At 47.2% G+C, this 22,874-nt stretch carries 22 protein-coding genes and 1 pseudogene; 6 read left to right on the top strand and 17 right to left on the bottom strand.

Annotated features, from left to right (window positions below):
• Window positions 1-152 precede the first annotated feature (152 nt).
• Both MHB80_RS18180 and MHB80_RS18185 read left to right on the top strand, forming a co-directional pair.
• Window positions 153-1,100, top strand: a pseudogene (locus MHB80_RS18180) (endo-1,4-beta-xylanase); the annotation flags it as partial.
• Window positions 1,098-1,580 (top strand): hypothetical protein, encoded by a 483-nt coding sequence (locus tag MHB80_RS18185; RefSeq protein ID WP_341283021.1) that lies wholly within the window; start codon window positions 1,098-1,100, stop codon window positions 1,578-1,580. The pseudogene MHB80_RS18180 and the gene MHB80_RS18185, both read left to right, overlap by 3 nt.
• Before the next feature lie 157 nt (window positions 1,581-1,737).
• Here MHB80_RS18185 and MHB80_RS18190 read toward each other — a convergent pair whose 3' ends face one another.
• From MHB80_RS18190 to MHB80_RS18230, 9 genes are all read right to left on the bottom strand, one after another.
• Window positions 1,738-2,187: a DoxX family protein gene (locus tag MHB80_RS18190; RefSeq protein ID WP_341278298.1), complete on the bottom strand. Its 450-nt coding sequence runs from the start codon at window positions 2,185-2,187 to the stop codon at window positions 1,738-1,740.
• A gap of 85 nt (window positions 2,188-2,272) precedes the next feature.
• A complete protein-coding gene (locus MHB80_RS18195) occupies window positions 2,273-2,764 on the bottom strand; it encodes a TetR/AcrR family transcriptional regulator (RefSeq protein WP_341278299.1) in 492 nt (163 codons plus the stop codon).
• Between the two features lie 124 nt (window positions 2,765-2,888).
• A complete protein-coding gene (locus tag MHB80_RS18200) occupies window positions 2,889-4,811 on the bottom strand; it encodes an FtsX-like permease family protein (protein ID WP_341278300.1) in 1,923 nt (640 codons plus the stop codon).
• The gene (locus MHB80_RS18205; RefSeq protein ID WP_341278301.1) at window positions 4,789-5,574 is read right to left on the bottom strand and encodes an ABC transporter ATP-binding protein; all 786 of its coding nucleotides are present in this window, start codon (window positions 5,572-5,574) and stop codon (window positions 4,789-4,791) included. The genes MHB80_RS18200 and MHB80_RS18205 overlap by 23 nt, the downstream gene beginning before the upstream one ends.
• 24 nt (window positions 5,575-5,598) lie before the next feature.
• A complete protein-coding gene (locus MHB80_RS18210; protein ID WP_341278302.1) occupies window positions 5,599-6,621 on the bottom strand; it encodes a sensor histidine kinase in 1,023 nt (340 codons plus the stop codon).
• 13 nt (window positions 6,622-6,634) lie between these two features.
• Window positions 6,635-7,318 (bottom strand): response regulator transcription factor, encoded by a 684-nt coding sequence (locus MHB80_RS18215; protein ID WP_341278303.1) that lies wholly within the window; start codon window positions 7,316-7,318, stop codon window positions 6,635-6,637.
• Window positions 7,319-7,466: 148 nt separating this feature from the next.
• A complete protein-coding gene (locus MHB80_RS18220) occupies window positions 7,467-9,548 on the bottom strand; it encodes a serine hydrolase (protein WP_341278304.1) in 2,082 nt (693 codons plus the stop codon).
• Between the two features lie 187 nt (window positions 9,549-9,735).
• The gene (locus MHB80_RS18225; protein WP_341278305.1) at window positions 9,736-10,299 is read right to left on the bottom strand and encodes an NAD(P)H-dependent oxidoreductase; all 564 of its coding nucleotides are present in this window, start codon (window positions 10,297-10,299) and stop codon (window positions 9,736-9,738) included.
• 136 nt (window positions 10,300-10,435) lie between these two features.
• Window positions 10,436-11,272: an AraC family transcriptional regulator gene (locus MHB80_RS18230; protein ID WP_341278306.1), complete on the bottom strand. Its 837-nt coding sequence runs from the start codon at window positions 11,270-11,272 to the stop codon at window positions 10,436-10,438.
• 151 nt (window positions 11,273-11,423) lie between these two features.
• Here MHB80_RS18230 and MHB80_RS18235 point away from each other — a divergent pair, with 151 nt between their 5' ends.
• Window positions 11,424-12,560 (top strand): glycoside hydrolase family 88 protein, encoded by a 1,137-nt coding sequence (locus tag MHB80_RS18235; protein ID WP_341278307.1) that lies wholly within the window; start codon window positions 11,424-11,426, stop codon window positions 12,558-12,560.
• 101 nt (window positions 12,561-12,661) lie between these two features.
• Here MHB80_RS18235 and MHB80_RS18240 read toward each other — a convergent pair whose 3' ends face one another.
• Window positions 12,662-13,231: a methylated-DNA--[protein]-cysteine S-methyltransferase gene (locus tag MHB80_RS18240; RefSeq protein ID WP_341278308.1), complete on the bottom strand. Its 570-nt coding sequence runs from the start codon at window positions 13,229-13,231 to the stop codon at window positions 12,662-12,664.
• 3 nt (window positions 13,232-13,234) lie between these two features.
• Window positions 13,235-14,305 (bottom strand): LLM class oxidoreductase, encoded by a 1,071-nt coding sequence (locus tag MHB80_RS18245; protein WP_341278309.1) that lies wholly within the window; start codon window positions 14,303-14,305, stop codon window positions 13,235-13,237.
• Window positions 14,306-14,467: 162 nt separating this feature from the next.
• Here MHB80_RS18245 and MHB80_RS18250 point away from each other — a divergent pair, with 162 nt between their 5' ends.
• Both MHB80_RS18250 and corA read left to right on the top strand, forming a co-directional pair.
• Window positions 14,468-15,898 carry a PLP-dependent aminotransferase family protein gene (locus MHB80_RS18250; protein WP_341278310.1) on the top strand — a complete coding sequence of 477 codons (1,431 nt, stop codon included), beginning with the start codon at window positions 14,468-14,470 and terminating at the stop codon, window positions 15,896-15,898.
• 67 nt (window positions 15,899-15,965) lie between these two features.
• The gene (gene corA / locus MHB80_RS18255) at window positions 15,966-16,916 is read left to right on the top strand and encodes a magnesium/cobalt transporter CorA (RefSeq protein WP_341278311.1); all 951 of its coding nucleotides are present in this window, start codon (window positions 15,966-15,968) and stop codon (window positions 16,914-16,916) included.
• Window positions 16,917-17,055: 139 nt separating this feature from the next.
• Here corA and MHB80_RS18260 read toward each other — a convergent pair whose 3' ends face one another.
• From MHB80_RS18260 to MHB80_RS18280, 5 genes are read right to left on the bottom strand one after another with little or no spacing between them, the layout of a single operon-like run.
• The gene (locus MHB80_RS18260) at window positions 17,056-17,877 is read right to left on the bottom strand and encodes a glycosyltransferase family A protein (protein WP_341283022.1); all 822 of its coding nucleotides are present in this window, start codon (window positions 17,875-17,877) and stop codon (window positions 17,056-17,058) included.
• Window positions 17,874-18,518, bottom strand: a complete 645-nt coding sequence (locus MHB80_RS18265; RefSeq protein WP_341278312.1) for a polysaccharide deacetylase family protein — start codon at window positions 18,516-18,518, stop codon at window positions 17,874-17,876. The genes MHB80_RS18260 and MHB80_RS18265 overlap by 4 nt, the downstream gene beginning before the upstream one ends.
• A 36-nt stretch (window positions 18,519-18,554) precedes the next feature.
• Window positions 18,555-19,532, bottom strand: a complete 978-nt coding sequence (locus MHB80_RS18270) for a glycosyltransferase (RefSeq protein ID WP_341278313.1) — start codon at window positions 19,530-19,532, stop codon at window positions 18,555-18,557.
• The gene (locus MHB80_RS18275; protein WP_341278314.1) at window positions 19,532-20,197 is read right to left on the bottom strand and encodes a polysaccharide deacetylase family protein; all 666 of its coding nucleotides are present in this window, start codon (window positions 20,195-20,197) and stop codon (window positions 19,532-19,534) included. Before MHB80_RS18275 ends, MHB80_RS18270 begins: the two co-directional genes overlap by 1 nt.
• Window positions 20,194-21,174: a glycosyltransferase gene (locus MHB80_RS18280; RefSeq protein ID WP_341278315.1), complete on the bottom strand. Its 981-nt coding sequence runs from the start codon at window positions 21,172-21,174 to the stop codon at window positions 20,194-20,196. The genes MHB80_RS18275 and MHB80_RS18280 overlap by 4 nt, the downstream gene beginning before the upstream one ends.
• A gap of 86 nt (window positions 21,175-21,260) precedes the next feature.
• Here MHB80_RS18280 and MHB80_RS18285 point away from each other — a divergent pair, with 86 nt between their 5' ends.
• Entirely contained in the window at window positions 21,261-21,884 is a 624-nt protein-coding gene (locus MHB80_RS18285; protein WP_341278316.1) for a polysaccharide deacetylase family protein, read from the top strand.
• On the opposite strand, the gene MHB80_RS18290 is transcribed toward MHB80_RS18285, so the two are convergent.
• Window positions 21,861-22,820 (bottom strand): glycosyltransferase, encoded by a 960-nt coding sequence (locus tag MHB80_RS18290; RefSeq protein ID WP_341278317.1) that lies wholly within the window; start codon window positions 22,818-22,820, stop codon window positions 21,861-21,863. The genes MHB80_RS18285 and MHB80_RS18290 overlap by 24 nt on opposite strands.
• Window positions 22,821-22,874: the final 54 nt, after the last annotated feature.

A 22,874-nucleotide genomic window follows, 5' to 3' on the forward strand; every position in this document is an offset into this window, starting at 1 on the left:
TTACTATTTTTTGATTTTTAATACATTTGTTGATATAATGAAAATGTAAGCGCTTTATACTTTAAGAAATAGGAGGAGGCTGTAGAATCCCGAGAGGATGATAGAGAGATGAGACGATACTGAAATCATTCATTGTGAAGGAGCTATCAGTTATGCTAAGGTCAAAACTCATTATTTGGTGTACCGTGTTTGCATTTGTCGTATCATTAATACCATCTGCCTGGAGCACTCAAGCTTCAGCTGGACTAGCCTCGGGTAACAAGTTTTTGGGAAATATTATTGCGGGCAGTACGCCATCAAATTTCGGTACCTACTGGAACCAAGTGACGCCAGAAAACTCCACCAAGTGGGGAGCTGTGGAATCAACAAGAAACAGCATGAACTGGGGCTCGGCAGATATGGCCTATAATTATGCAAAAAATAACAACTTCCCCTTCAAATTCCATACGCTAGTGTGGGGCAGCCAGGAGCCTGCATGGGTAAGCGGACTTTCCGCAGCTAATCAGCGTGCTGAGGTTCTTCAATGGATTCAGGCAGCTGCCCAGCGTTATCCAAATGCGGAGTATGTCGATGTGGTCAATGAGCCCTTACATGCCAAACCATCCTACCGCAACGCGATTGGCGGAGATGGCGCAACTGGATGGGATTGGGTAATCTGGTCGTTCGAGCAAGCACGTATTGCTTTTCCAAATGCGAAGCTGCTGTTAAATGAATATGGCATCATCGGTGATCCTAGCAAAGCCGCAACATACGTTCAAATTATTAATCTTCTCAAAACCAGAGGTTTAATCGACGGAATCGGCATTCAATCCCACTACTTTAATATGGACACGGTGTCCGTAAACACAATGAACTCGGTTCTGAATACATTGGGAGCAACTGGACTTCCCATTTATGTGTCAGAGCTTGACATGACAGGTGATGACGCCACGCAGCTGGCCAGATATCAGCAGAAGTTCCCGGTATTGTGGGAGCATCCATCGGTCAAAGGCGTTACGCTGTGGGGATATATCCAGAACCAGACTTGGGTAACTGGAAGTCATCTCATTACAAGCTCTGGCGTTGAGCGTCCCGCCTTGCAATGGCTGCGCCAATATTTGAGCGGCAATGGCGGTAATGGCGGAGGCAGCGCACTCGCTACCTTTGAAGCTGGAACAGAGGGATGGAGCAGTACTTCATTAGTTGGAGGCCCTTGGTCAACTACCGCGTGGAGCTCGCAGGGCTCTCGTTCGCTGCAAGGCGATATTACCATGTCCGCTGGCAGCACGCATTATTTATTTAAAAGCGGCACTACCAATTTCACAGGAAATACGAAGCTTAGAGCTACTGTAAAAGGTGCGAGCTGGGGCAATTACGGCTCTGGGTTAGGTGTAAAGCTATTCGTCAAGCATGGCAGCAGCTACGCTTGGAAGGATAGCGGCTGGGTCTCTATTAGTGCGGGCGGCCAGGCAAATTTGACACTGGATTTGGCAGGTGTAAATTTGGCCGATATTAAGGAATATGGCATTCAATTCGTCGGTGCCAGCAACGCTTCCGGAACCACTGCCGTTTATGTAGACAATGTAGTGCTTGGGAATTAATTCAATAGGGGTTAGCGGACAGTAAATGAAAGGCAGCCTATGCCTATAAGTTATCCTATAAATGGCTTATAGGCTTAGTCAGCCCTGCACTAGATATCACAGCGCCTGCTAGCTATTCTGTCTTTACATCGTTTCCATATCACCAAGCTGGTCAAGCTCACTGCCTGAACAACGGGGAGGCTAGCACAATCGCTGCAATAAAGATAAGCTGCAGCAAGGCACGGAAAGGCAGCTTTGGTACAGGCCTGCCGCCAATCGTCATTTTTTCGCGTGCCGCATAGATATTGGCCGGGAACATGGCGACGAGTATCAGCGTCAAGCCTATAGCAGCAGCAAGTGAAAATGCAGGCAGGCATATACCGATTGCTCCGGCAATTTCCAGGCATCCGGTTACAGTCACGATCCATTCTTTTTTTGGAAAAGCAGGCGGAACCATACGTATGAGATCCTTTCTGCGTTTACCCCAATGAGCGGAAGCGGTCAGCAGAAACATAATGGCTACCGCTGCCTGCAAGGATGTATGCCAATCATCGAAATAGGATAAGCCCAGCAAACCTATGATCCTGAATAACAAAAAAGATGCGACAAGGGCTATAAATGGTGCCATAATGATTCCTCCGTATCATTTAGAAGTTTTTTGCAAGCACGATATAAAAAATAATCGATAGTGATACCTTGTTTTTATCGAGGAATTACTGTTTCTTGAGGATGCCGGCCATGAAGTCAGATACCTCTCTCACAGCAAGCGAGGCTGACGATAAGGGGAAGGAAGCCCGGACACGCAGCCCTAACGACAGCAGAACGAACAATTCAGCCGTTATATCTGGATTCACCGTCTCTTCAATCACCCCATGCTCCTGACCCGCTACAATCCATTGCTTAGATAAAAACACCGATCGCTCATAAAAATGCTGGAGCACTTCCGCGATAGCGGGTTCATCCTCCCTGCCCAGCAAATATAGAAGTACTTTGTTCGTCACTTCATCACTATCTTCCAACCCTGAAAGGTTTTTGGAAATAATATGCATCGGTCCTTCGAACGATTTACCCGTGGTTTTGGCAACTTCGGCGTTAAAATGTTCATTGATGCTTTCGAGTCGATCCTGCAGCACCCAGGCAAAAATCTCATCCCTGCTGTTCACGTAATGAAAAATAGCGCCCTTGGATAATTGCGATTGCTCCATAATATCCTTCAAAGTAATCGCATGACAGCTTTTGCCTTGCAGCAGGCGATAAGCTAAAGCCTCTTTACGGGCTCCAGCTTGTTTGTTGGATGAAGGATTCCTAAGCAGCTTACCAGCCTAGCTGCTACAACGCCAGCCTAACGATTCGGCGATAATAACCAACGGTAAGCACAGCGAACACGAAATAAATGACCGTATACATCGCCATGGCCGCAGCTGCCGGAAATGTAATATCTGACAACGTCAGCGCTGAAGCTGCTTTTACGGCGACAATGGAATGGACAAGTCCAATCACCAGCGGAATCGCAAACACGAACAGCTGTTTACGGATAATACCGCCCATAATCTCTTGTTCTCCGAAACCAAGCTGGCGCAAAATAGTATAGCTCTTCCTCTCCTGCTCCGCCTCTGTCATCTGCTTAAAGTATAAAATGCTGCCAGTCGCCACCAGGAAAATAAGTCCTAGAAAACCTGCTATAAAAATGATGAGTCCGAACTTTTGAAGCGACTGTTTATAATAGGTGTCAAAGTCCGGCCGATTCTCATCTGCCTTGGCATATTTTGCATAGTAGCCCGCTGCCGCTGCGCGCTCGCTCTTAGCTGCAACTTGGTACGTATCTATCCGAATGGCTGCCGGTTCAGAAGCAGCGGGCAGCTGCTCACGAATAGCATGCAGGGTCGACTCGGAGACGATGAGTTGACTACCTTTTACGTAGTAGTTCATCGCATAACGATCTAAGCCTTTGATCACCTTAATGGCTAGGGGAATTCCGCTTGCTTCAAAATCCACGGTTTGCGGAAAAAGTACGGTATCCGGCTCCTTGCTTAATGCAGCCCTCTGTCCTTTATACCAGACGGCCTCTCCTTCCCCGGGCATGACAATATCGGCACCGCTCGCCTGCAGTTGTTCCGCTGCGAGCAGCAGGAGACTGCGCTCTCCTTCCCTGCCATTGCCCAATTGACCTGTCAGCCGAACAGCCTCAACCGCCTGATGCTTAAACGTTAGCTCTGCCTGCTCCAGCTCCGCACCAAATGAACTTGCAGCCTGCCCCTTATTTTCAAAAATAAAATCGTAAGGCAGCAGCCCGCGGGCCTCGCTCTCGGCTGAGTAATACAGCGAATACGCGATTGCCACCATGGTCAGAGTCATCGCTGACAAAACCGTTATGAGCGTAAGTGAGCTCGCATTGTCTTTCATTCGATGCATAACCGGAGCCAATGACAAGCTGTTTTTCAATCCAAGCTGTCCGTTCTTACTCCTTCGTACAAAGTAAAGCAGCCAGCCGATTGTGACACGAAACAGCAGGTAGGTTCCGAGTATAGTCGAAGCCAGAATAACCAGCATTTGCAGAAACGGCTCCTGACTAAACGGTTTGCCAGCTAGCATATAGCCCGCCCCGATCAGCGCCAAGCTGAGCAGTCCCATCATGGCGGAGAGAGCCGCTTTCGGCTGTCTCGGATGCTCCCCCTGCCGATCGTTTTTGAACAGCTCGAGGAGTGTAGTAAAATAAACTTTAAACACGATTTGTATCCATGTAAGACCGATTAGCATGGCAAATACAATAACAGTTTGAACAGCCGCTGAGCTGGAGAACGAGAGGGTTATGACCTTTTCAATACCGATCAGCTTCATCAGAATAAGGATAAAAAGTCGCGAAGCGAGCGCTCCAGCCCCGACCCCAAGAAGGAGCGCACCTATTCCAAGCAGCATATGCTCGGCAACGAGCAGCAGCAGCACCCCTCTGCGGGTCAGACCTACCAGCTGATATAGCCCGATTTCCCGGCTGCGGCGTCCCAGAAAAATACGGTTTGCTTGCAGCATGAATAGGATGACAATGGCCAGCAGCAGCATCCCTGACACCTTAAACAACGAAGCGAATTGAACATCTCCGAATGTCGCTGCCATGATGGAAGTATCGTGCTGCAAGGTAGCAAATACAAAATAAAGGGCCGTACTGGCAATAAGCGCAAAAAAATACAGAGAATAATGCTTCATATTGCTGCGCATGCTGCGGATGACCAGCTCAAACAGGGTCAACGTGGTCACCTCCGAGCACAGCCTGCACATTCATAATCTCTTTGTAAAAGGCTTGCCGGGTTTTGCTGCCACGGTACACTTCAGAATACAGCTGGCCATCCTTCAAAAACACGACCCTGCTGCAATAGCTTGAGGCTACCGGATCATGCGAAACCATCATAATGGTAAGGCTGCGCGACCGATTAAGCGCCTCCAGCTTTCCCAATAGCGAGGAGGCTGCCTTCGAATCCAGCGCCCCTGTCGGCTCATCTGCAAATACAATGGAGGGCTCGTGGATCAATGCCCGTGCCGCAGAAGTCCGCTGCCGCTGGCCTCCGGAAATTTCATGCGGATATTTATCGGCAATTTCCAAAATGCCCAGGTCTGCGGCAATGGTCTGGAATGCTGCCTCGGCCGCTTTCTTATTCAACTTGCCAAGCGATACGGGCAGTAAAATGTTCTCTTTTACACTCAACGTGTCCAGCAAATTATAATCCTGAAAAATAAAGCCAAGCTTATTGCGCCGAAAAATAGACAGCTCGGCATTTTTCATATTTGAGATGTCCGCATCTTCGACGAATATTTTACCTTCCGTCACTTTATCGAGGGTCGACAGTACATGAATCAATGTGGACTTCCCTGAGCCGGACGGCCCCATAATGCCGACAAACTCCCCTTCTATGACACGTAGATCGATCCCCTTAAGCACCTGCTGAGCGCTGCCTCTGACACCGAATGATTTACGAACCTGCTGTGCATGCAGCACGGTTATTGGCAAATTGTTATGATTCATCTCCATAGCCTCCTGCTCTGACCGTCATGCCCGAATCGCTTCGAACGCATTGCTTATAGGGAAGGTCATTTCCATTGCTGTTCCTGCGTGCAGCCCAGATTGCACAGTCAGGTCAACCCCGATTTTGAGCGCAACCGTCCGTGCTAAATAAAGCCCCAGTCCGGTTGCCGCATTTTGCAGCCTTCCGTTTCCCCCAGTAAACCCTTTATCAAAAATACGCGGCAGGTCATGAGCGGCAATCCCTGGTCCCTCATCCTTGATTGTAATCCTCACATGGCCCTCGGGCGCTACGGTCGTCAATAGAAGTATCGTACTGCCCTTCGGGCTATATTTGACCGCATTCGTCAGCAATTGCCTAATCACAAAACGGCACCACTTACGGTCCGTCCTGACTATTGCTTCTTCGCCATCAAACAGGACGGCTATATTTTTCTCTACACACCATGAAGCCAGCTCCCGCACTTCCAGGGCGGCAAGCTGCTGAATCCCGGCCTGCTCCAGCACATAATCCGCCTCGAGCGAAGGGAGCCGTGAAATGTACAGCTGCTGGTCAATGAGCAGATGAATGCGCAGCCATTCCGATTCTATTTTTCGCAGCGCCTGGCTGCTCCTATCGGCATCTATCGTCAATTTCATGGCGGTCAGCGGCGCTTTCACTTCGTGCACCCATGCCGCCGTATCATCCTGCTCCACCGTATGGGCCGCATAGCTAGCTGAAAGCTTGTCCGAATACCAGTGGCCGGCCGCTCGCAAAAGTTGATTCGCAGCTTCTTCATGATAAAAATAAGCGGGCGGCAGCGTTTCGCTCCAGTCCTCCTCTATTTGTTCAGCTGTGCTTGCCAGTGCGCGCGCGTAGACTGTTTCTTTTTGAAAGCGCCACCCTAAAAAAGCCAGCAGTGCAAGCATGAGCAGCCCGTTCATATACAGCATCGAGACTGCCTGAATCGCAATGCCATTGTCAAGCCAGATTAGCAAATCCATGAACAGCAAAGAAAGCAGGTAGAACGCGATCCAGCTTTTTCTGTCATATAAATAACGGAGCAGCAAAGTCTTTCCCCCCTCATACCGTGGCGGCCATATAGCCCAGCCCTTTCTTAGTTACAATGGCTTCTTCCAGCTGGAAAACCGCCAGTTTCTGGCGCAGACGGGTTATATTCGCTGTCAGCGTATTGTCGTTGACAAATTGCTCATCATCCCACAGCCTGCGAATGAGATCATGGCGGGAGATAACTGTATCCTTCGCCTGGACGAGCACGACGAGGATAAAAAATTCATTTTTCGTCAAAAGCACATCCTGTCCGTGTTTGCGGATCAGCCCACGCTTCATATCAATAATAGAGCCGTTCCATTCGATCAGATCAGCCGCTGCCTCTCCGTAAGCATAGGTTCTGCGAAAAATCGCCTGAATTTGGGCCAGCAGCACGTCCATATGAAACGGCTTTTGAATATAATCATCCGCCCCCATGTTCATCGCCATGACCATATCTAAAGGATGATCACGCGAGGACAAAAAGAAAATCGGCACTTTCGACACCGCCCGAATTTCCCGGCACCAGTGAAAGCCATCATACATAGGAAGCTGAATATCAATAATAACAAGTTGCGGCTGCACTTTAATAAAAGTGTGCATCACATCGTCAAATCGCTCTGGGCCCGTTACTTGAAACGACCACTGCTCCAGCCTCTCCTTCAACGAATGGAAAATGGCATCGTCATCTTCTATCAGCAATATTTTCAAATCCACTAGAGCCAAATCCCTTCCCGCGGTGTTCGCAGCCCTTGAATAGCCCCGCCACCCAAGTGTCCGCTTCCTACATCATACCATTACAAGTTTCCACACAAAAAGGGGCGGCAAATTATTGCCCCCCAAGTTATAACCCTGCTTCGCAGCTTTATACTGGAAGCAGCATTGTGAACAGCAGCGCTGCCAGCTCCTGCTTATTTAGTGCCCGACGCGAGCCGTAGTCCATCTTCCCGCCGGCTTCGGTCACCTCTGGCCCATGCAGCTGCCATTTCACGATAGAGCTAACGGCATCAATCGCCCATTTCGATGTCCCAGGCGCAAGCGTTGCAGTTGAATCCTGCGTCCTGATGCCCGTCATCGTCAGCAAACGAAAAACGATCGCCGCCGCTTCTTCCCGAAGAATAGGCCGGTCCGGCTCAAACAAGCCGGCCTCGCTCCCATTCAGCAGCCCCGCCTCAACGGCGGCTTGAATCGCTTTGCGATACGGTGAATGCTCCACGTCCTTAAACGAGGATGGGTTCGCGGATTCAGGAATGCTCCATATCGCATTAAAAGCTTGGATGAAGGCGCCGCGGGTGACCGCTTGCTCCGGTTGAAACGGCTTAGACAAATCATCTGTCAAAAGACCAAGCGACTTCAAGCCCAAAATGTAACTGGCATAGGGATGACCAATCGACACGTCTGGGAAACCTTCCTGATGCTCCGGTATTTTAGCGGCGTAGCTGAAGAGATTAGCATATTTCAGATAGCTGATTTTCCCGTCCGCATCCTCCTTGAATGCAAGAGGATTGCCCTGCTCATCCACAAACAGCAAATCATCGACCTGCTTCAATTGTTGACGGCTGGAAATATCGCTTACGGTAAGAGTGCCGTTGCCCGTCGCTTCGACCTTTGTTAGCAGCTTAATTCGCAAATCCGAATACAAGCCTTCGAACTTGGCAAGCTCCTTCGCAGGCTGCGGCTTAAAGCCGGCAGCAGCTTCATATTTCGATGGGTGACCAGCGTAATAGTGATCCATAAATGCAGCAAACAGCTCATTGCGCAAATCCTGATTTGAATTATAGGATACGAAAACACCGGTTTTGCGATCTGGCAGCAGCCAGAGGAGCGAGCTGAAGCCAAGTATATCGCCTCCCTTGGAGATGACAGCTTCACCATTCGTATGAGATAGAGCCACAGGCGATTCAAAGCCATATGTCATATCCGGAAAGTCCGGATCGATGGCAATGTGATAGGTCGACATGGCCTTCACCGATTCGGGCGACAAAATAATCGTGCCGTCTTCCGCCCGGCCATCGTTCAAGAAGGCTTTCATAAACAGCGCCATATCGGCGGCTGTCGATAGCATACTGCCCTCCGGCCACTCGCTCGGTGAAAAATCGTACACCGGAATAGCCCCTCCCGCCGCATCATAAGAGGTGACGAGCCGTTCGGCTGCATTTTTCGCAAGGCTAAAATGGCTGGAGGTCATGCCAAGCGGCTCGAACAGATGCTTCTGCACATAGCTCCCGAAAGGCTCTCCGCTTACCTGCTGGACGATGTAGCCTTGCAGCCGCGATGCGAAATTATCGTACATATAAGAGGTTCCCGGCTGGCGAATGACTGGCGGAAACACAGCAAAGATGCTTTCCTTGAGTGAAATCGGCTTTTGGGCGGGATCAAATAAATAACTGGCATCTGTAGGCTCGCGCACCTCAAAGCCCGTCGTATGCGTCAGCAAATTCTCGATGGTAACCGGCGTACCATAGGGATTGGTTAGTTGGTAACCATCCAAATATTTTTCAATATGATCTTGAAGCGAAATTTTTCCTTGATCGACGAGCTGCATAATGGCAGCCGCCGTGAACACTTTGGAGATCGAGGCGATTCGGAAGGTGGACTCGCTTGCCTCAACAGGCGACTTGGACGTCAGGTCGTTTACACCGTAGCCTTTGGATACGAGTACTTTTCCGCCTTGCACGACGGATATTACAGCGGCCCCCGCTTTTTGCCGGATGGCGTCCTGCTCAAAAAAAGCATCAAAAAAGGCCTCGACCTCCTTGGCATCACGCGGGCCGCTCGTAAAATGGCTTGTAGCGGCACTGCTAAGTGAGGCTTGAGGTTTGATTGCGACAGACGAAGGGGATTCCGGCCGCTGCGCGTTTGCGCTTGCTTCACCTGCAAAAGTCAGCGTCAGAAGTGCCGCCAAAATGCCGGATGTGATACGGGTTCGTTTCTTATTGTGGATCAATCAAAATCCTCTCCCTGCTTACCCTAATTTTGGAGCTGGCTAGCTCGATAAAATCAATACTGCCGCTCCAACCTCTTCATTTTAGGGTTTACAGCCTGTCCCGTCGTTCGATTTAGATGATAAACAGGAGAGGAATGGTTACATTTTTGTCATGTACGCCTACGTTGGAGACTGAGCAGCGGCAAGGTCACAGGCTGTCAACAAAATTCAAATACGCCAATGCGTTTGCTTCTAGCTTGCTTGCAGACGTTGAGACGGCTGCACCGGGTTCATTTTCACCCGGCTCCGCTTCTGTACCATAAAAAGCAAAATAGGAGCGATAATCAGCACTGCAATACAGGAAGGAAATTTCAAAAGGAGCCAATAATTGGGCTAGTGTGTAGCGATATCTTCCCTCTTCCCGATAATTCTCTTCTGTTGCTCCAGCGGATACGGCTAACGCCACTTTGCGATTTTTCAATTTGTCCCCACCCTTGGAACCGTAGGCCCATCCATAGGCTAAAACCTCATCCAACCATTTTTTAAGGAGAGGCGGACAATTAAACCAATAAATAGGAAACTGCAAAATCAGATTTCCATGTGCTTCAACCAATTGCTGTTCTTTCTCCACGTCGATGTTTCCATCAGGGTAAGCTTTATGCAATTCGTGTATCGTATACTTTTCCGGATATTTCGCAAGCTCTTCTATCCATCGCTTATTGATGACCGATGCTTCTAAGCTGGGATGTGTGACAATAACGAGTGTTTTCAATGAAGGCTCCTCCTAAAGTGTGATTGGCCTCTTGAGTATAAAGCGCACGCTGCCATTATATAAGTACGCACTTTAAGTATAGCTACTTACCTGTTGGTTAGTGTCACATCCATTATAAATCCACCGAAACGATCGCTCACTTCCCCTTTCTATAAAATAATGGTTTATGGCCTGTCGTTGACTTGAACACTCTGCCGAAATGCGTCACACTGCCGAAGCCTACCTTCCTCGCAATCAGATTGACCTTCATCGACGATTGCTCCAAAAGCTTTTTCGCCTCCTTGATCCTGACGCTGTTCAAATACTCCACGAACGTAAAGCCTGTTGCCTCTTTAAAAAAACGGCTTAAATAATAGGGGCTGACATAAAATCTCTCTGCTAGCGGATGAAGCGACAGCTCCTGCATATAATGGCTGTTGATATAGCGGACAACCTCCGAAATTCTTTCATGCATAGGACTTGGCGATTCTAGGGGCTCGATGCTGTTTTGTCTAATATGCCGGCAGCAAACCAGAAGCAGCTGCAAAACCAAAGTCTGCGCATACATCTCGAAGCCTGCTTTTTTAGCCTGAATCTCCTCGATGATCCGCTTGGATAGCGCCTCGATGGATAGCATGTCCTGCAAGGAGCATTTAATAATGATGTACTCCTGCTCAAACAGCGGCTGCAGTGTGTCTATATAGGTGCCATTAGCCGAGGCCATGTTGCTCTCATGAATATTAATAATGAGCCGTTCATGCTGGGGCGTTTCCGTGTTGGTCGTCCGGTGCAAAATATTGGGAGAGATGATAATCACATCCCCTTCATTGATCACCATGGTCCTGTCCTTAATAAAAAACTCCCGTTTACCCGACATTAAATAAAAGATTTCATACGTGCTGTGAAAATGGCTGGCTGGCATATTGTGGCTTAGCGCCTTCCGGTGGGAAACCAATAAAGTCCCGTCCTTATTTTCATATTGAAAATCTCCCATCTTTAGGCTCCGCCCCTCATCTGTTATGTCATTTTATTATACGCCTCAGCTTATTTTCTGCAAGTTATAAGAAGAATAAAGGTATTTTCGCAAAAAATGTACATGATCCTCTGCTAAACTAAGCTTAATACAAGAAGGAGGAATGAATGCAATGAATGCTTCGAATGCTAATACTACGTCTGAAAATCGAGTGCAAGACACCCTTTCCCCCATCCAATGGGCCGAGAAGGCCTGCGAGGCGTTAATGGATAAATTTGAGCCGGAATTGCTTCCGCCAGACCGGTTTCACTATCATCAGGGCGTATTTCTGTCGGGTATGGAGAAATGCTGGCTGGAAACGAAGAAGGACAAATACAATGATTATATTAAACGCTGGGTAGACAGCCAAATTCTCGTGGACGGAAGCATCAAGAAATACAATCCGGATGAACTGGATGATATACAGCCTGGTGTTCTTCTATTTAGATTGTATGAGCAAACGGGCGACGAACGGTATAAAAAAGCGCTGCATACCCTTGTTCCGCTGTTAAAGTCATGGAAAACGAATCCTTCGGGCGGGTTCTGGCATAAGGAGCATTACCCGAATCAAATGTGGCTGGACGGCTTATACATGGCGGGCCCTATTGCCGTCCAGTTTGGCAAGACGTTTGGCGAAAGCGACTATTTTGACTTGATGACGTTCCAAGCCCTTATGATGGCAAAACACACCAAGGACCCGAAAACCGGCTTATTGTACCACGGGTGGGACGAAACGAAGGAAGCCGCTTGGGCTGACCCGGATACGGGGCTTGCTCCAGAGTTCTGGGGAAGAGCGATCGGCTGGTACCCTGTCGCCTTGCTGGAAATGTTCGAATACCTGCCTGAGGATCATAAGGATAAAGCAGCGCTAGTCCGTATTCTACAGGACCTGCTCCTTTCACTGACTAACTTCCAAGATGCTGCGACAGGTTTATGGTATCAGGTTGTCGACAAGCCAGAGCAGCCGGATAATTGGCTGGAAAATTCCTGTACCGCGCTGTTCGTTCATGCCATTGCCAAAGCGGTAAGATTCGGTTATCTGGATGCCAAGTATTTGCAATATGCTTGGAAGGGCTATCAGGGCGTTATTGATACGCTGAAGCTTGATGAGAATGGCCACGTCATCATTGGCCAAATCTGTATCGGCACAGGAATAGGTGATTACGCCCACTATATCGCCCGTCCTACCAGCGAAAATGATCTGCATGGCGCAGGTGCTTTTATTCTCATGTGCGTGGAAATGAGCTTGGCGGAAAAGATAGATAAATAATACAAAAAAGCTGGAGCCTCTTTATGGGCTTCAGCTTTTTGCTGGCGATACGCTCCACTGCTCGTTATTAAGAGCTATCCGTAAGAAACAGCGTACGTCATTCATAATATAGATGGCGAAAAACGAGCATGGCCCGAAACCGTGTAATCAAAATAACCTTCTAAACGAAGCAGCTTTTCTTTCGCCTGCAAGCCTCCACTGTACCCCGTCAATGTGCCGTTCTTCCCGATAACACGGTGACATGGAATGACAATAGGAATCGGATTGGCCCCGTTGGCGCTTCCCACTGCGCGTGTGGCCTGGGGATTATTTATCATCTTCGCAATATCAAAATAACTGCGGCTTTGCCCATATGGAATCTTCATCAGCGCTGTCCAAACAGAAATCTGAAAATTAGTCCCCTGTAAATCAAGAGGGATCTCGAATGACGTGCTTTCCCCCTCACAATAGGACTGCAGCTGTTCCAGATATGGAGAAAGTCTGCTCTGATGTTCTATCAGCTTCGCATTAGGAAACTTCTTGCCGACCCATTGCTTCAGGTTCATATGGGTGTCATCCGGCAACGCGATTAGACATAACCCTCGCTCGGTCGCCGCTACCTGCAGCGGTATGCCACTAAACAGGGAATGGGTAAAGGTTGTCCAGTAAATTTCTGTTTGCGCCCCCTTCATCCTCTACCACCCAGTAAACAGCGGCTTCGGCCCAGCATGCGTAGGGAAAAGCGGCAATACTTCCTCTGCCAGCTCCTGAATGACTTCGGCAGGCGGCCGGCTCGAAAATTGGATGCCGAGCGCAGCATGATTGACCCCCATTGCCTGCCATTCCTCCAACAGCTGAATCAGGCCTGCACGCCCTGTACGCAATATGTATCCGCCGCGAAGCGGGGTTCGAGGATAATCAACATCTTCCACAAGATCAATCCATTCGTTGGTCATATGCGGCTTGAATATGCCGCCGGGGATTTTTTCCCGCCAAGCATTGATCTTACGGCCGAGCATTCGTGGACCTGCCTCATTTGCCGTCGCTTCGGGATAAGTGAGCCAGCCGTCGCTGTGCTCCGCAATCCAATCAAGAGACTGCCTGCTTGAACCCGTCACGATAAGTGGAATACCGCCAGCGATAGGCTTAGGGAGCAATTCAAGCCCCTCCATTCTACCAAGCGAAGATTGGATTTCAGGACTTCTCTGATGGATCAGCTCACGAAAAAACTGTACCGTCTCCCGGAAACGTCCATCTCGATGATCCGCATCTAGTCCATAAGCTGGAAACTCAGCGGCACGGTCTCCGGAAGCAATCCCTAACACAAGCCGCCCGCCAGAAAGCACATCTATGGATGCGGCCGCCTTGGCCAAATCAATGGGATGGCGAAGCGTGAAGACCGCGCTTCCTGTTACCAAGGATATGTTTTTTGTCCTTGCAGCAAGATAGGCCAGATAAACGAATGGATCGAATACTTGCCCTGCATCCCGGAAGCCGGGGTCAAATAGCGGGACATCCCGTACCCAGACGGCAGCAAAATTGCTTTGATCCATCTTTTCAACTAGATCAGCTTGGCCCTGTAAAACATCCATCTGACCTGTATAAAATTTAAGCGGCAAAAATAATCCGATTGTCAATTTGTCTGGGGCAAACATCCGGCGGAAACCCGGGTGGTCATTAAAGGCCTTCATCGCCAAGGCTGACTCGTGGCCTGTATCTATTTTTTCTTTGGAGCCTATTTCATTGGAGCCTATTTGTTTGTTCAATTGATTCTCCTCCTCAAGCAATCATGTTCCATCCATCCTTCTGGCATTCATCCAAATTCGACTGACTGGAAGTGATATAATTGTATTGATCAATTGACCCCATAAGTAGTGACAAAACTAAACTAGTTTATAGGGTCAGTTATGATGGCGAGGAGGATATGAATGATCGATTTGACGGTATTGTTGAACAGAGAGTCTGGAGAGGCGTTATACTCCCAGCTTTATCAATATATTAAGCAAGAAATTTTGAGAGGAAAGCTGGCCGCTGAGACACGGCTGCCTTCTATTCGGTCGCTGGCTGCCCACCTCCATATTAGCCGCAATACGGTGGATTTGGCCTATCAGCAGCTGTTAGCCGAAGGTTATGTTCAAAGCAGGCCAAGGAGCGGCTTATACGTTATTGATCTGGAGCTGGAGTCGTTGCCTTTGTCGCATCAAATAAATAAGATGGGGTTGAAAAATAGGGCACAGGTTAGCTCGGCGATCCGATATGATTTTCGCTATGGCGATGTTGATGCTGCGCATTTTCCGTTTGCCACTTGGCGAAAGCTATCCAATCTAAGCTTGCACCATGATCAACAGGACTTGTGTTCATATGGCGATCCGCTTGGAGAACCTGGGCTTCGAGAAGAAATCGCCACATATTTGCACGGCTCCAGGGGAGTCAATTGCACACCTGAGCAAATTATGATTGGAGCTGGTGTGCAGTATCTGCTTGGCGTGCTATCCCGCTTAATAGGTGGGGCAAGCAACGACAACAGCAACGGCATGGCAATGGAAGAGCCGGGATATGACGGAGTGAGGACGATTTTTGCGCATCATGGTTTTCACATCCACCCTATTCCGCTAGAAACGGATGGGCTGAATATACAGAAGCTTTATGAAAGCAAATCCCGCATCGTGTACATGACGCCGTCCCACCAGTTCCCCTATGGAATGGTCATGCCGCTCCCCAAAAGAATGCAATTGCTGAAATGGGCAGCCGACCAGAATGGGATTATCATCGAGGACGATTACGATAGCGAATTCAGATATGTCAGCAAACCCATACCGTCCCTGCAGAGCCTCGATACCCATCATCGCACGGTTTACCTGGGGACTTTTTCAAAATGCCTGCTCCCTTCCCTGCGCATCGCCTACATGGTACTGCCTCAGGAGCTAATAGAGCTGCACGGTGAGCAAAACTACCCATTGTATGACCAAACGGTATCACGTTTTCACCAGAAAACGTTGGAGCTGTTTATGAAAAATGGACATTGGGAAGCCCACATTCGCCGGATGCGCCATGTATACCGAGAGAAGCAATTCACGCTGATTTCAACGCTTCAGCAAGTAATGGGCGCTCAAGTAACCATAATCGGCCAGGATGCCGGACTTCATATTTTATTGCGTGTACATAATGGAATGGATGAACATCAGTTGATTGCTACTGCGGAGGAGGAAGGCGTCAGCGTCTACCCTGTATCTCCCTTTTGGGCAGAGCGGGCTGATGCAGAGAAATCCATGGTGCAGATCGGATTCGGCGGTTTGAGCAAGGAGGATATTATAGAGGGAGTTCATGCGCTATACCATGCTTGGTTTGGTTCGACATGAGCAAGTAAAATAAAATGGGAAATGCTATACTATCCTTAATCAGGATTTCACATGAGGATGGTGTTTTGTGCTTCGAACAATTGCTGTAACCAATGACTTGAAAGTGATAACGGATATTTCCATAACTGACCTTACTAATTCAAACATTAAATGGTTTTGGGTTGATTTTAATTCTCCAACAGAAGAAGAAACAAAGCTTTTGGAAACTTTTTTCCATTTTCACCCCTTAGCAATTGAAGATTGTCTGCACTTTTTACAGCGTCCAAAATTAGACCATTATGATGCTGACCACTTTTTTGTACTGCACTCAATTGACCAAAAAACTTTGCAAGCTGAAGAAATTGATTTGTTTATAGGCATAAACTTCGTGGTTTCATTCCATTTATCCAATTGCAGAGAGGTAGATGAAGCATGGAGCCGCATAATTGAACATAAAAGTTTATCCGAGAAAGGTCATATTTTTGTTGCTTATTCAATCATGGATAAATTGGTTGACAATTACTTTCCAACTTTGTATCAAATAGAAGACCAATTAAATGAAATTGAAGACAATGTTAAAAATGAAAGCGTTGAAAAATTAATGGATACCATTTTCGATATCCGCTCTGATTTGCTCAAACTCAGAAAAACCGTTTTACCTATGAGGGAGCTTCTTTACCGAGTAATTAATTCTGAGAAAATTGATGGAATAAAAGAACAAGTCGTTTACTTTACCGATATTTACGACCATTTGCTGAAGCTTTCCGAAATGATTGAATCTAATCGAGAAATGACCGCAGATATGAGGGACAGCTATATTTCAATAAATGCAAACAGAATGAATAAGATAATGAAGACACTAACCGTTATGACATCCATATTTATTCCCTTAACCTTCATTGCGAGCATTTATGGAATGAATTTTGAGTATATGCCAGAACTTACTTGGCGTTGGGGTTATTTTGGGGTCTTATGGGTTTTGTTGGGAGTTGGGTCTATCATGATTTTCTGGTTATGGCGCAAGGGCTGGTTTAAATAGATTAATGTATAAAAGCCGATATCCTGTTTCATTATAATGATCACCGTTGCCAAAGCCTACGCAACCAGCACGCACCGATTGAGTATCGGCACGCGCTGGTTGCGTAGGCTTTTTATAAAGTTTCACTGCCCCTTTTCAATCAAAAATGCGACTTGAATCCAATCCTTCTCCTTCTTAACTGCGATAATGAGCCTGCGCATGTTTTCGCTCCTCTTAAGTTTATGCCCGGCTTTTTATTAGTGGCATAACGCCGGTAGCGGGAGCCGCAAGCGGTTATCTGTTTGCTCTGGCTAATTAACTTGCGGTCACTGATTTTCCATGTATGGCTGTCTTTCTGCGCCCGGCGTCTGGTTACGTAATGAAAGCAGTCTGTTGAATAAACATTGTAGCCTTTACGCTTGCAGCGCCTTAAAAATCCAACGGTCTCCCCTAGTGATACAGGTCTAAACCGGACCTTATTAAAAATCTTTTTGCTGCACAGCAATGTGGCACCCGCAATTTGCTCCACATATCTGTTCTGTTCCTTCGGATGACGCAGGAGCAGCCGGGAGCTGGATTCAAGATAGATAAGACAAGCTCTTTTTCCTACAATATCTGTTTTGGACTTCCTTAATGCATGCATCATAGTGTTCAAGTAAAACGGGGAATAATAGTCGTCATCATCAAATCTGGAAATATATGCATGGTTAGCTTTGATTATCGCATAATTCAGACAATATCCGAGTGATTTTTTTTCAGGAAGCTGGTAAAGGAGGATGTCCTTACGCTGTTTGTATTTTCTTAAATAGTTCTTCAAATTCATGGAGTCCTTGTTCAGAACTACAATCAGCTCTTTGGATTTATACCGCTGCCGCTTATAATTGGCCATTAGTCGTTTAAAATGCTCCGGACGATTCGTACAGGTAATAATACTTACAGCGTCAGATTGATTGGCCCGCTTTGATTTGGCTGCTGTCTTCAACGGTTCGCTCCTGATTTTCTGCGGCGTTTCTTTCCATGCAGCAGCTCGGTTACCGTTACAAAGCTGTAGCCTTTTTGACGCAGTCTCCTTACGATTATTGGTACAGACGCCAGGCTTTGGGTCCACGGGTCGCATGCATGCAGCAAAATAATGGAGCCGGCACGTGCATGCGGCACAACCCGCTTCACAATTTTGCTAATATCCTTCAGCTTCCAATCCAGAGAATCCACATCCCAGTGAACAATAGTCTGATTCATGGATTTTAGCTTGTAGATGACACGCTCATTCATGTCACCACCTGGTGTACGAAACAAATTAGTGTTTTCACCTGTGGTTTGAAGAATGATTTTCTTGGCTGTTTTCACTTCCTGCTCAATCCATGAATTCGTATGCTTCCTGTAATCCTGATGCCGGTATCCATGAGAAGCAATCTCGTATCCCTTTTGACGAATCTGCCTGGCAATATCGGGATTTAATCCAGCCCATATGCCCGTAAGAAAAAATGTCGCTTTCCTTATACCGTTTCTTCGAAGGACGGACAGCATTCGCAGCGGCACTGCACGACCATTGGCAATATCAAATGTTAAAGCAATGACCTTTTTATTCATTGGAATGCGGCTCAGAACCCGGTCTGTACTCATATCGGATGTATTCCTCCTTGAACTGCGGCTTTATATTCAAAGGATTTTGTATTTTTTCAGCTGTTGAATCATATACTGGGCGCGACGTTTATAATTATGCTTCAAAACGGTGCGCCTGCCTCGCTTGCGAATACGTTCACGATCTTTCGGATGCTTCATAAAGTATCGGACAAGCTTTCGCGTTTGCTGCGCGGAGCGGGAGACAACAAGATCCCTCCCCGGTTTGAACAAACGGCGGATTTCAGGGGTATCACTGGTAATAAGGAAGCCGCCTGAACCGAGAATTTCATAGGTTCTTTGAGTGACCTGGGATAATTGGTTCTGAGGGCCAATTAAAATTTTGGCGGAATTATATACTTTGTGGGCGTCAGAGTAGGGCAAATAGCCATGTATCCAGCTGCGTGGAATACGTGCTCCGAGAATAGGCGTCATTTCATCCCACTGCCTTCCCCAAAAATCAACCCGGGTGCCGTCCTTCACTAAAGGACGAATGAGATGGTCAAGTGATTTGAGACGGAAATGTTGGGGATAGATCTTTAATATGCGGGAATATCCGTTGGCAACTACCCCTATATTACTTCTGAGATGCTTGACGATTTTACCTTCACGGTGTACTTTGCGGTGATAACCAAAATCCATATGGGCTGCCTTAATTCCTATTTTCTTATATTCCTTAATCATAGAGCGGCAAATGGTAAAGACAAAATCAGGCTTGACTGTACGGACATAGGGAAGAGAAAAGGAATCGTGATGTGTGGGATCTTCAGTCGCCCAGTAAATATGTGGAATAGCTGTTGAACCGACAAATCTTTTAATCAACTGTTGTTTATGACCACTGTGTTCATTGGTCCAGCCCATGCTAATAATCAGATCAGGCTTGAACTGCCTGAGCAGACGGGGAAGCTTATTTCTAGTCAGTGGTCCCGAAACTTTCACAGTATGTCCTGCGTCCCGAAACCCATTGGGAAGACCATGAATCCACATCGGATGGCTTTCTAGAAACAATACTTTCATTATTGACCCTCCGCGATTTGGTAATTGTAGGAGCTTTTTGAGAGCACATCAAAGCAAAAGCCTTGATTCTTTAACCCCCGGATAACTGCAGGCAAAGCAGCTAAGCTCGCATCAGAAAAATCGTGAAACAGGATAATACAATTCCGTTTCAGTCTGCTCTCATGAAGTATATTTCGGATTATTTGCCCCGAAGCAGGAGAAGGAGACGAAGAGTCTTGGGAATCAATTGTCCAGTCGAAATAACGGTACTTTCTTGAACGAAGTGCGGTTTTAATAGACATCATGGTCTTTGGGCCACCTATGGCATAGCCCAAACGGTTATTAGAGCCGCCGGGGAACCGGAACAATCGAGGTTTATTTCCAATAATACGGTGAAGAAAGCGTTCCATTCGATAAAAATCGGCGAAAAAGTCTTTCTTACTTTTATAAATTTTGGAATAGTCATGTGAATAGGTGTGGTTTCCTATACTGTGGCCGGACCTCACCATTTTCCTGTACATCCGGATACCGAAGGGGCTCTTATTGGCCAGCACAAAAAAAGTTCCTTTGATCTGGTGCTGTTTCAATATCTTCAATATTTGATCCGTGTTCTTGGAAGGACCATCATCAAAGGTTAAGTAAGCCACCTTGACCTTATCCTTTTTTTTATATGCAGAAGATTTCACGGGATCAATCCCCTCCTCCTTAAGGTGGACAACATGAACCGGGCGCGTGTGGTGTAATTATACATGGCAATGGCCCGCCGTCCGTTTCTCCTGATTTTCTCCCTTTCGCTTGCATTATCCAAATAGAAACGAACCTTCCTTAAAGTCTCTTTCGGGCTCGAACTGACTGCCACGTCACGTCCCGGTTTCAAAATTTTTCTGACAGCAGGTGTATCATTCGTCAGGAAAAAGCCTTCTGAACCAAGCGTTTCGTAGGTTCTCTGCGTCAACATATCCGTATAGTTTTGCAATCCCAGAACAATTTTGGCCGAGCTGAACACTTTATTCGCAGCTTTATATGGAATAGAACCTTTTATTGATTTCTTAGGAATCGAATATCCAAGAAAGGGCTTCATACGGGACCAATTCCGTCCGTAAAAGTCAATTCGGTAACCGTTCCTTAACAATGGACGCACCAGAATACGAATCGATTTATTGCGGTAAAGCTTCGGATATTTACGCAAAACATCAGGGTAGGCATTGGCAACAACGACAATATCCGCTTGATATTGCTTTTTCGCTTTGGTTCTGTAGTGTACTTTGGGATGAAAGGCATACTCCAGGTGTGCAGCAGGATAGCCGATCTTGTGGAATCGCTTGGCCGTTTTTGCCGAAATGGAAAAGGTGTAGTCCGGTTTCATGCGCCTAAGCAGCGGAAGGGTGAAGACCTCTGTAAAGTTAGGATCTTCTGTGGACCAATAGACAAGTGGAATTTTATATTGGGTAGCAAGGCTTCTCACTAAGCGCTGCTTGGTCGTGGTATGATCAGGCCCCCAGCCTACGGATACAAGCAGATCAGGTTTAAAAGACGACAACTGACGGATAAGCGTGCGTTTATGCACAGGGCCCGATGCCCGCACCTGGTGTCCGAGGTCTCTTAAACCGTCAGGCAGCCCGTATGACCAAAGCTTTCCTCGTTCCAAAAACAATATTTTCAATTATATCCACCATCCTGTAATAACAATGACAGTTGCATAATCAATTTTTCGCGGTTGACATATATATGTGGGAAAGGGGGCATTCGATGAAGCCATTATTTGAAGCGGTATATCGTGTCAATACGAAAAAGAAGCTCATAGCTCTGACATTTGATATTGGTTGGGGCAGCAGGGTACCTATACCTGTACTTGATGCACTGTCAGCGAATGAAGTGAAGAAGGCAACCTTTTTTCTATCCAGCCCGTGGGTATTAAAGTACCCCCGTTTAGCCCGGAAAATTAAAACAATGGGTTATGAAATCGGATCGCATGGACAGCTTCATGAGAACTATACAGAGCACAGCAACAGGTGGATCACCCGTGAAGTGAAAGCAGCTGGTTCAGCTATACGTAGAGCTACAGGTGTAAAATGCCGGCTTATCCGTACACCGAATGGAGATATGAATCACCGTGTTACAAATCTGCTTGGATCACTAGGATACTATACGATCCACTGGAGTGTGGACTCCATGGATTGGACGAATCCGGGAGTTCGCACGATAATCCGGAATTCTACCTTAAATGTAAAACCCGGTGACATTCTTCTGCTTCATGCAAGCGATTCGGCTAGGCAGACAACTAAGGCGCTTCCCTTTATCATCCAAAAGCTGCGAAGAAAAGGATTCGATTTTGTGACCGTATCGGAATTATTGAGCATGAGAGCTAAGTAACTCCTTTTTTTTCAAAATGTCAAGCACATAGGCCGCTCTTTTCTTATAGGAATGCTTGGCTGCTGCACGCACTGCATGCTGCCGTATTTGTTCACATTTTTGCGGGGAGCGTTGATATTTCGCAATCAGGTGCCTGGTCTCCTTCTCTGAAGAAGAAACGAGCAGTTCTTTGCCTGGACGGAACCACCTGCGTACTTCAGGTGTGTCATCTGTAATCAGCAGGCCACCTGATGCGAGAATTTCATAGGTTCTTTGAGTAAGTCTATCCTCTGCATTTTGAGGGCCGATAACAAAATCAACAGAGCTGTATACCTTAACGGCTTCTTTGTAGGGCAGATAACCATGAACGCGTTTGGCTGGTATCGCTGTTTTGAATAAGCTCTTCATTTTCTTCCAATCCCGGCCATACAAATCCACTTTCAACCCGGCATCCAAGAAAGGATTAACCAGCCGCCTTAGGGACTTGAAACGATAATGGCCGGGTTTCTCGCGGTATAGCCTCGTGTATCCATTGGCTACAAGAGCAGCATTTCCTTTATACCGCCTAACACTCTTACTTCTGCGGTGAGTATCCGGATCACTCCCGAAGTCCAAATGTGCGGCATGAAGAGACAGCTTTTTGAAGCGTTGAACGGTTGATCGATGGATGGAAAAAACAAAATCAGGATGTGTTCGGCGAATTAACGGGAGAGAAAATATATCTGAATAGCCAGGGTCTTCTGTGGACCAGTAGACGAAAGGGGCACCCGACATTCGAACCAGCTTGGCAATGAGCCGCTGCTTACGGGGAGTATTGTTAGCAGGGGTCCAGCCCATTGCAAAAATAAGCTCCGGTTTAAATTGTTTAATCAAGCGCGCGGCTCCCTGGCCTGGAGCGCATGTTTTGACCTTGTGCCCCAATTTTTGGAAGCCTTTTGGCAAACCGTAAATCCACATCGGGTGGGTCTCCAGAAACAAAATTCGGCGTATAGTCATTTTTGTCTCCTTGCT

The sequence above is a fragment of the Paenibacillus sp. FSL H8-0537 genome, assembly GCF_038051995.1.
Classification (GTDB): Bacteria; Bacillota; Bacilli; order Paenibacillales; family Paenibacillaceae; genus Pristimantibacillus.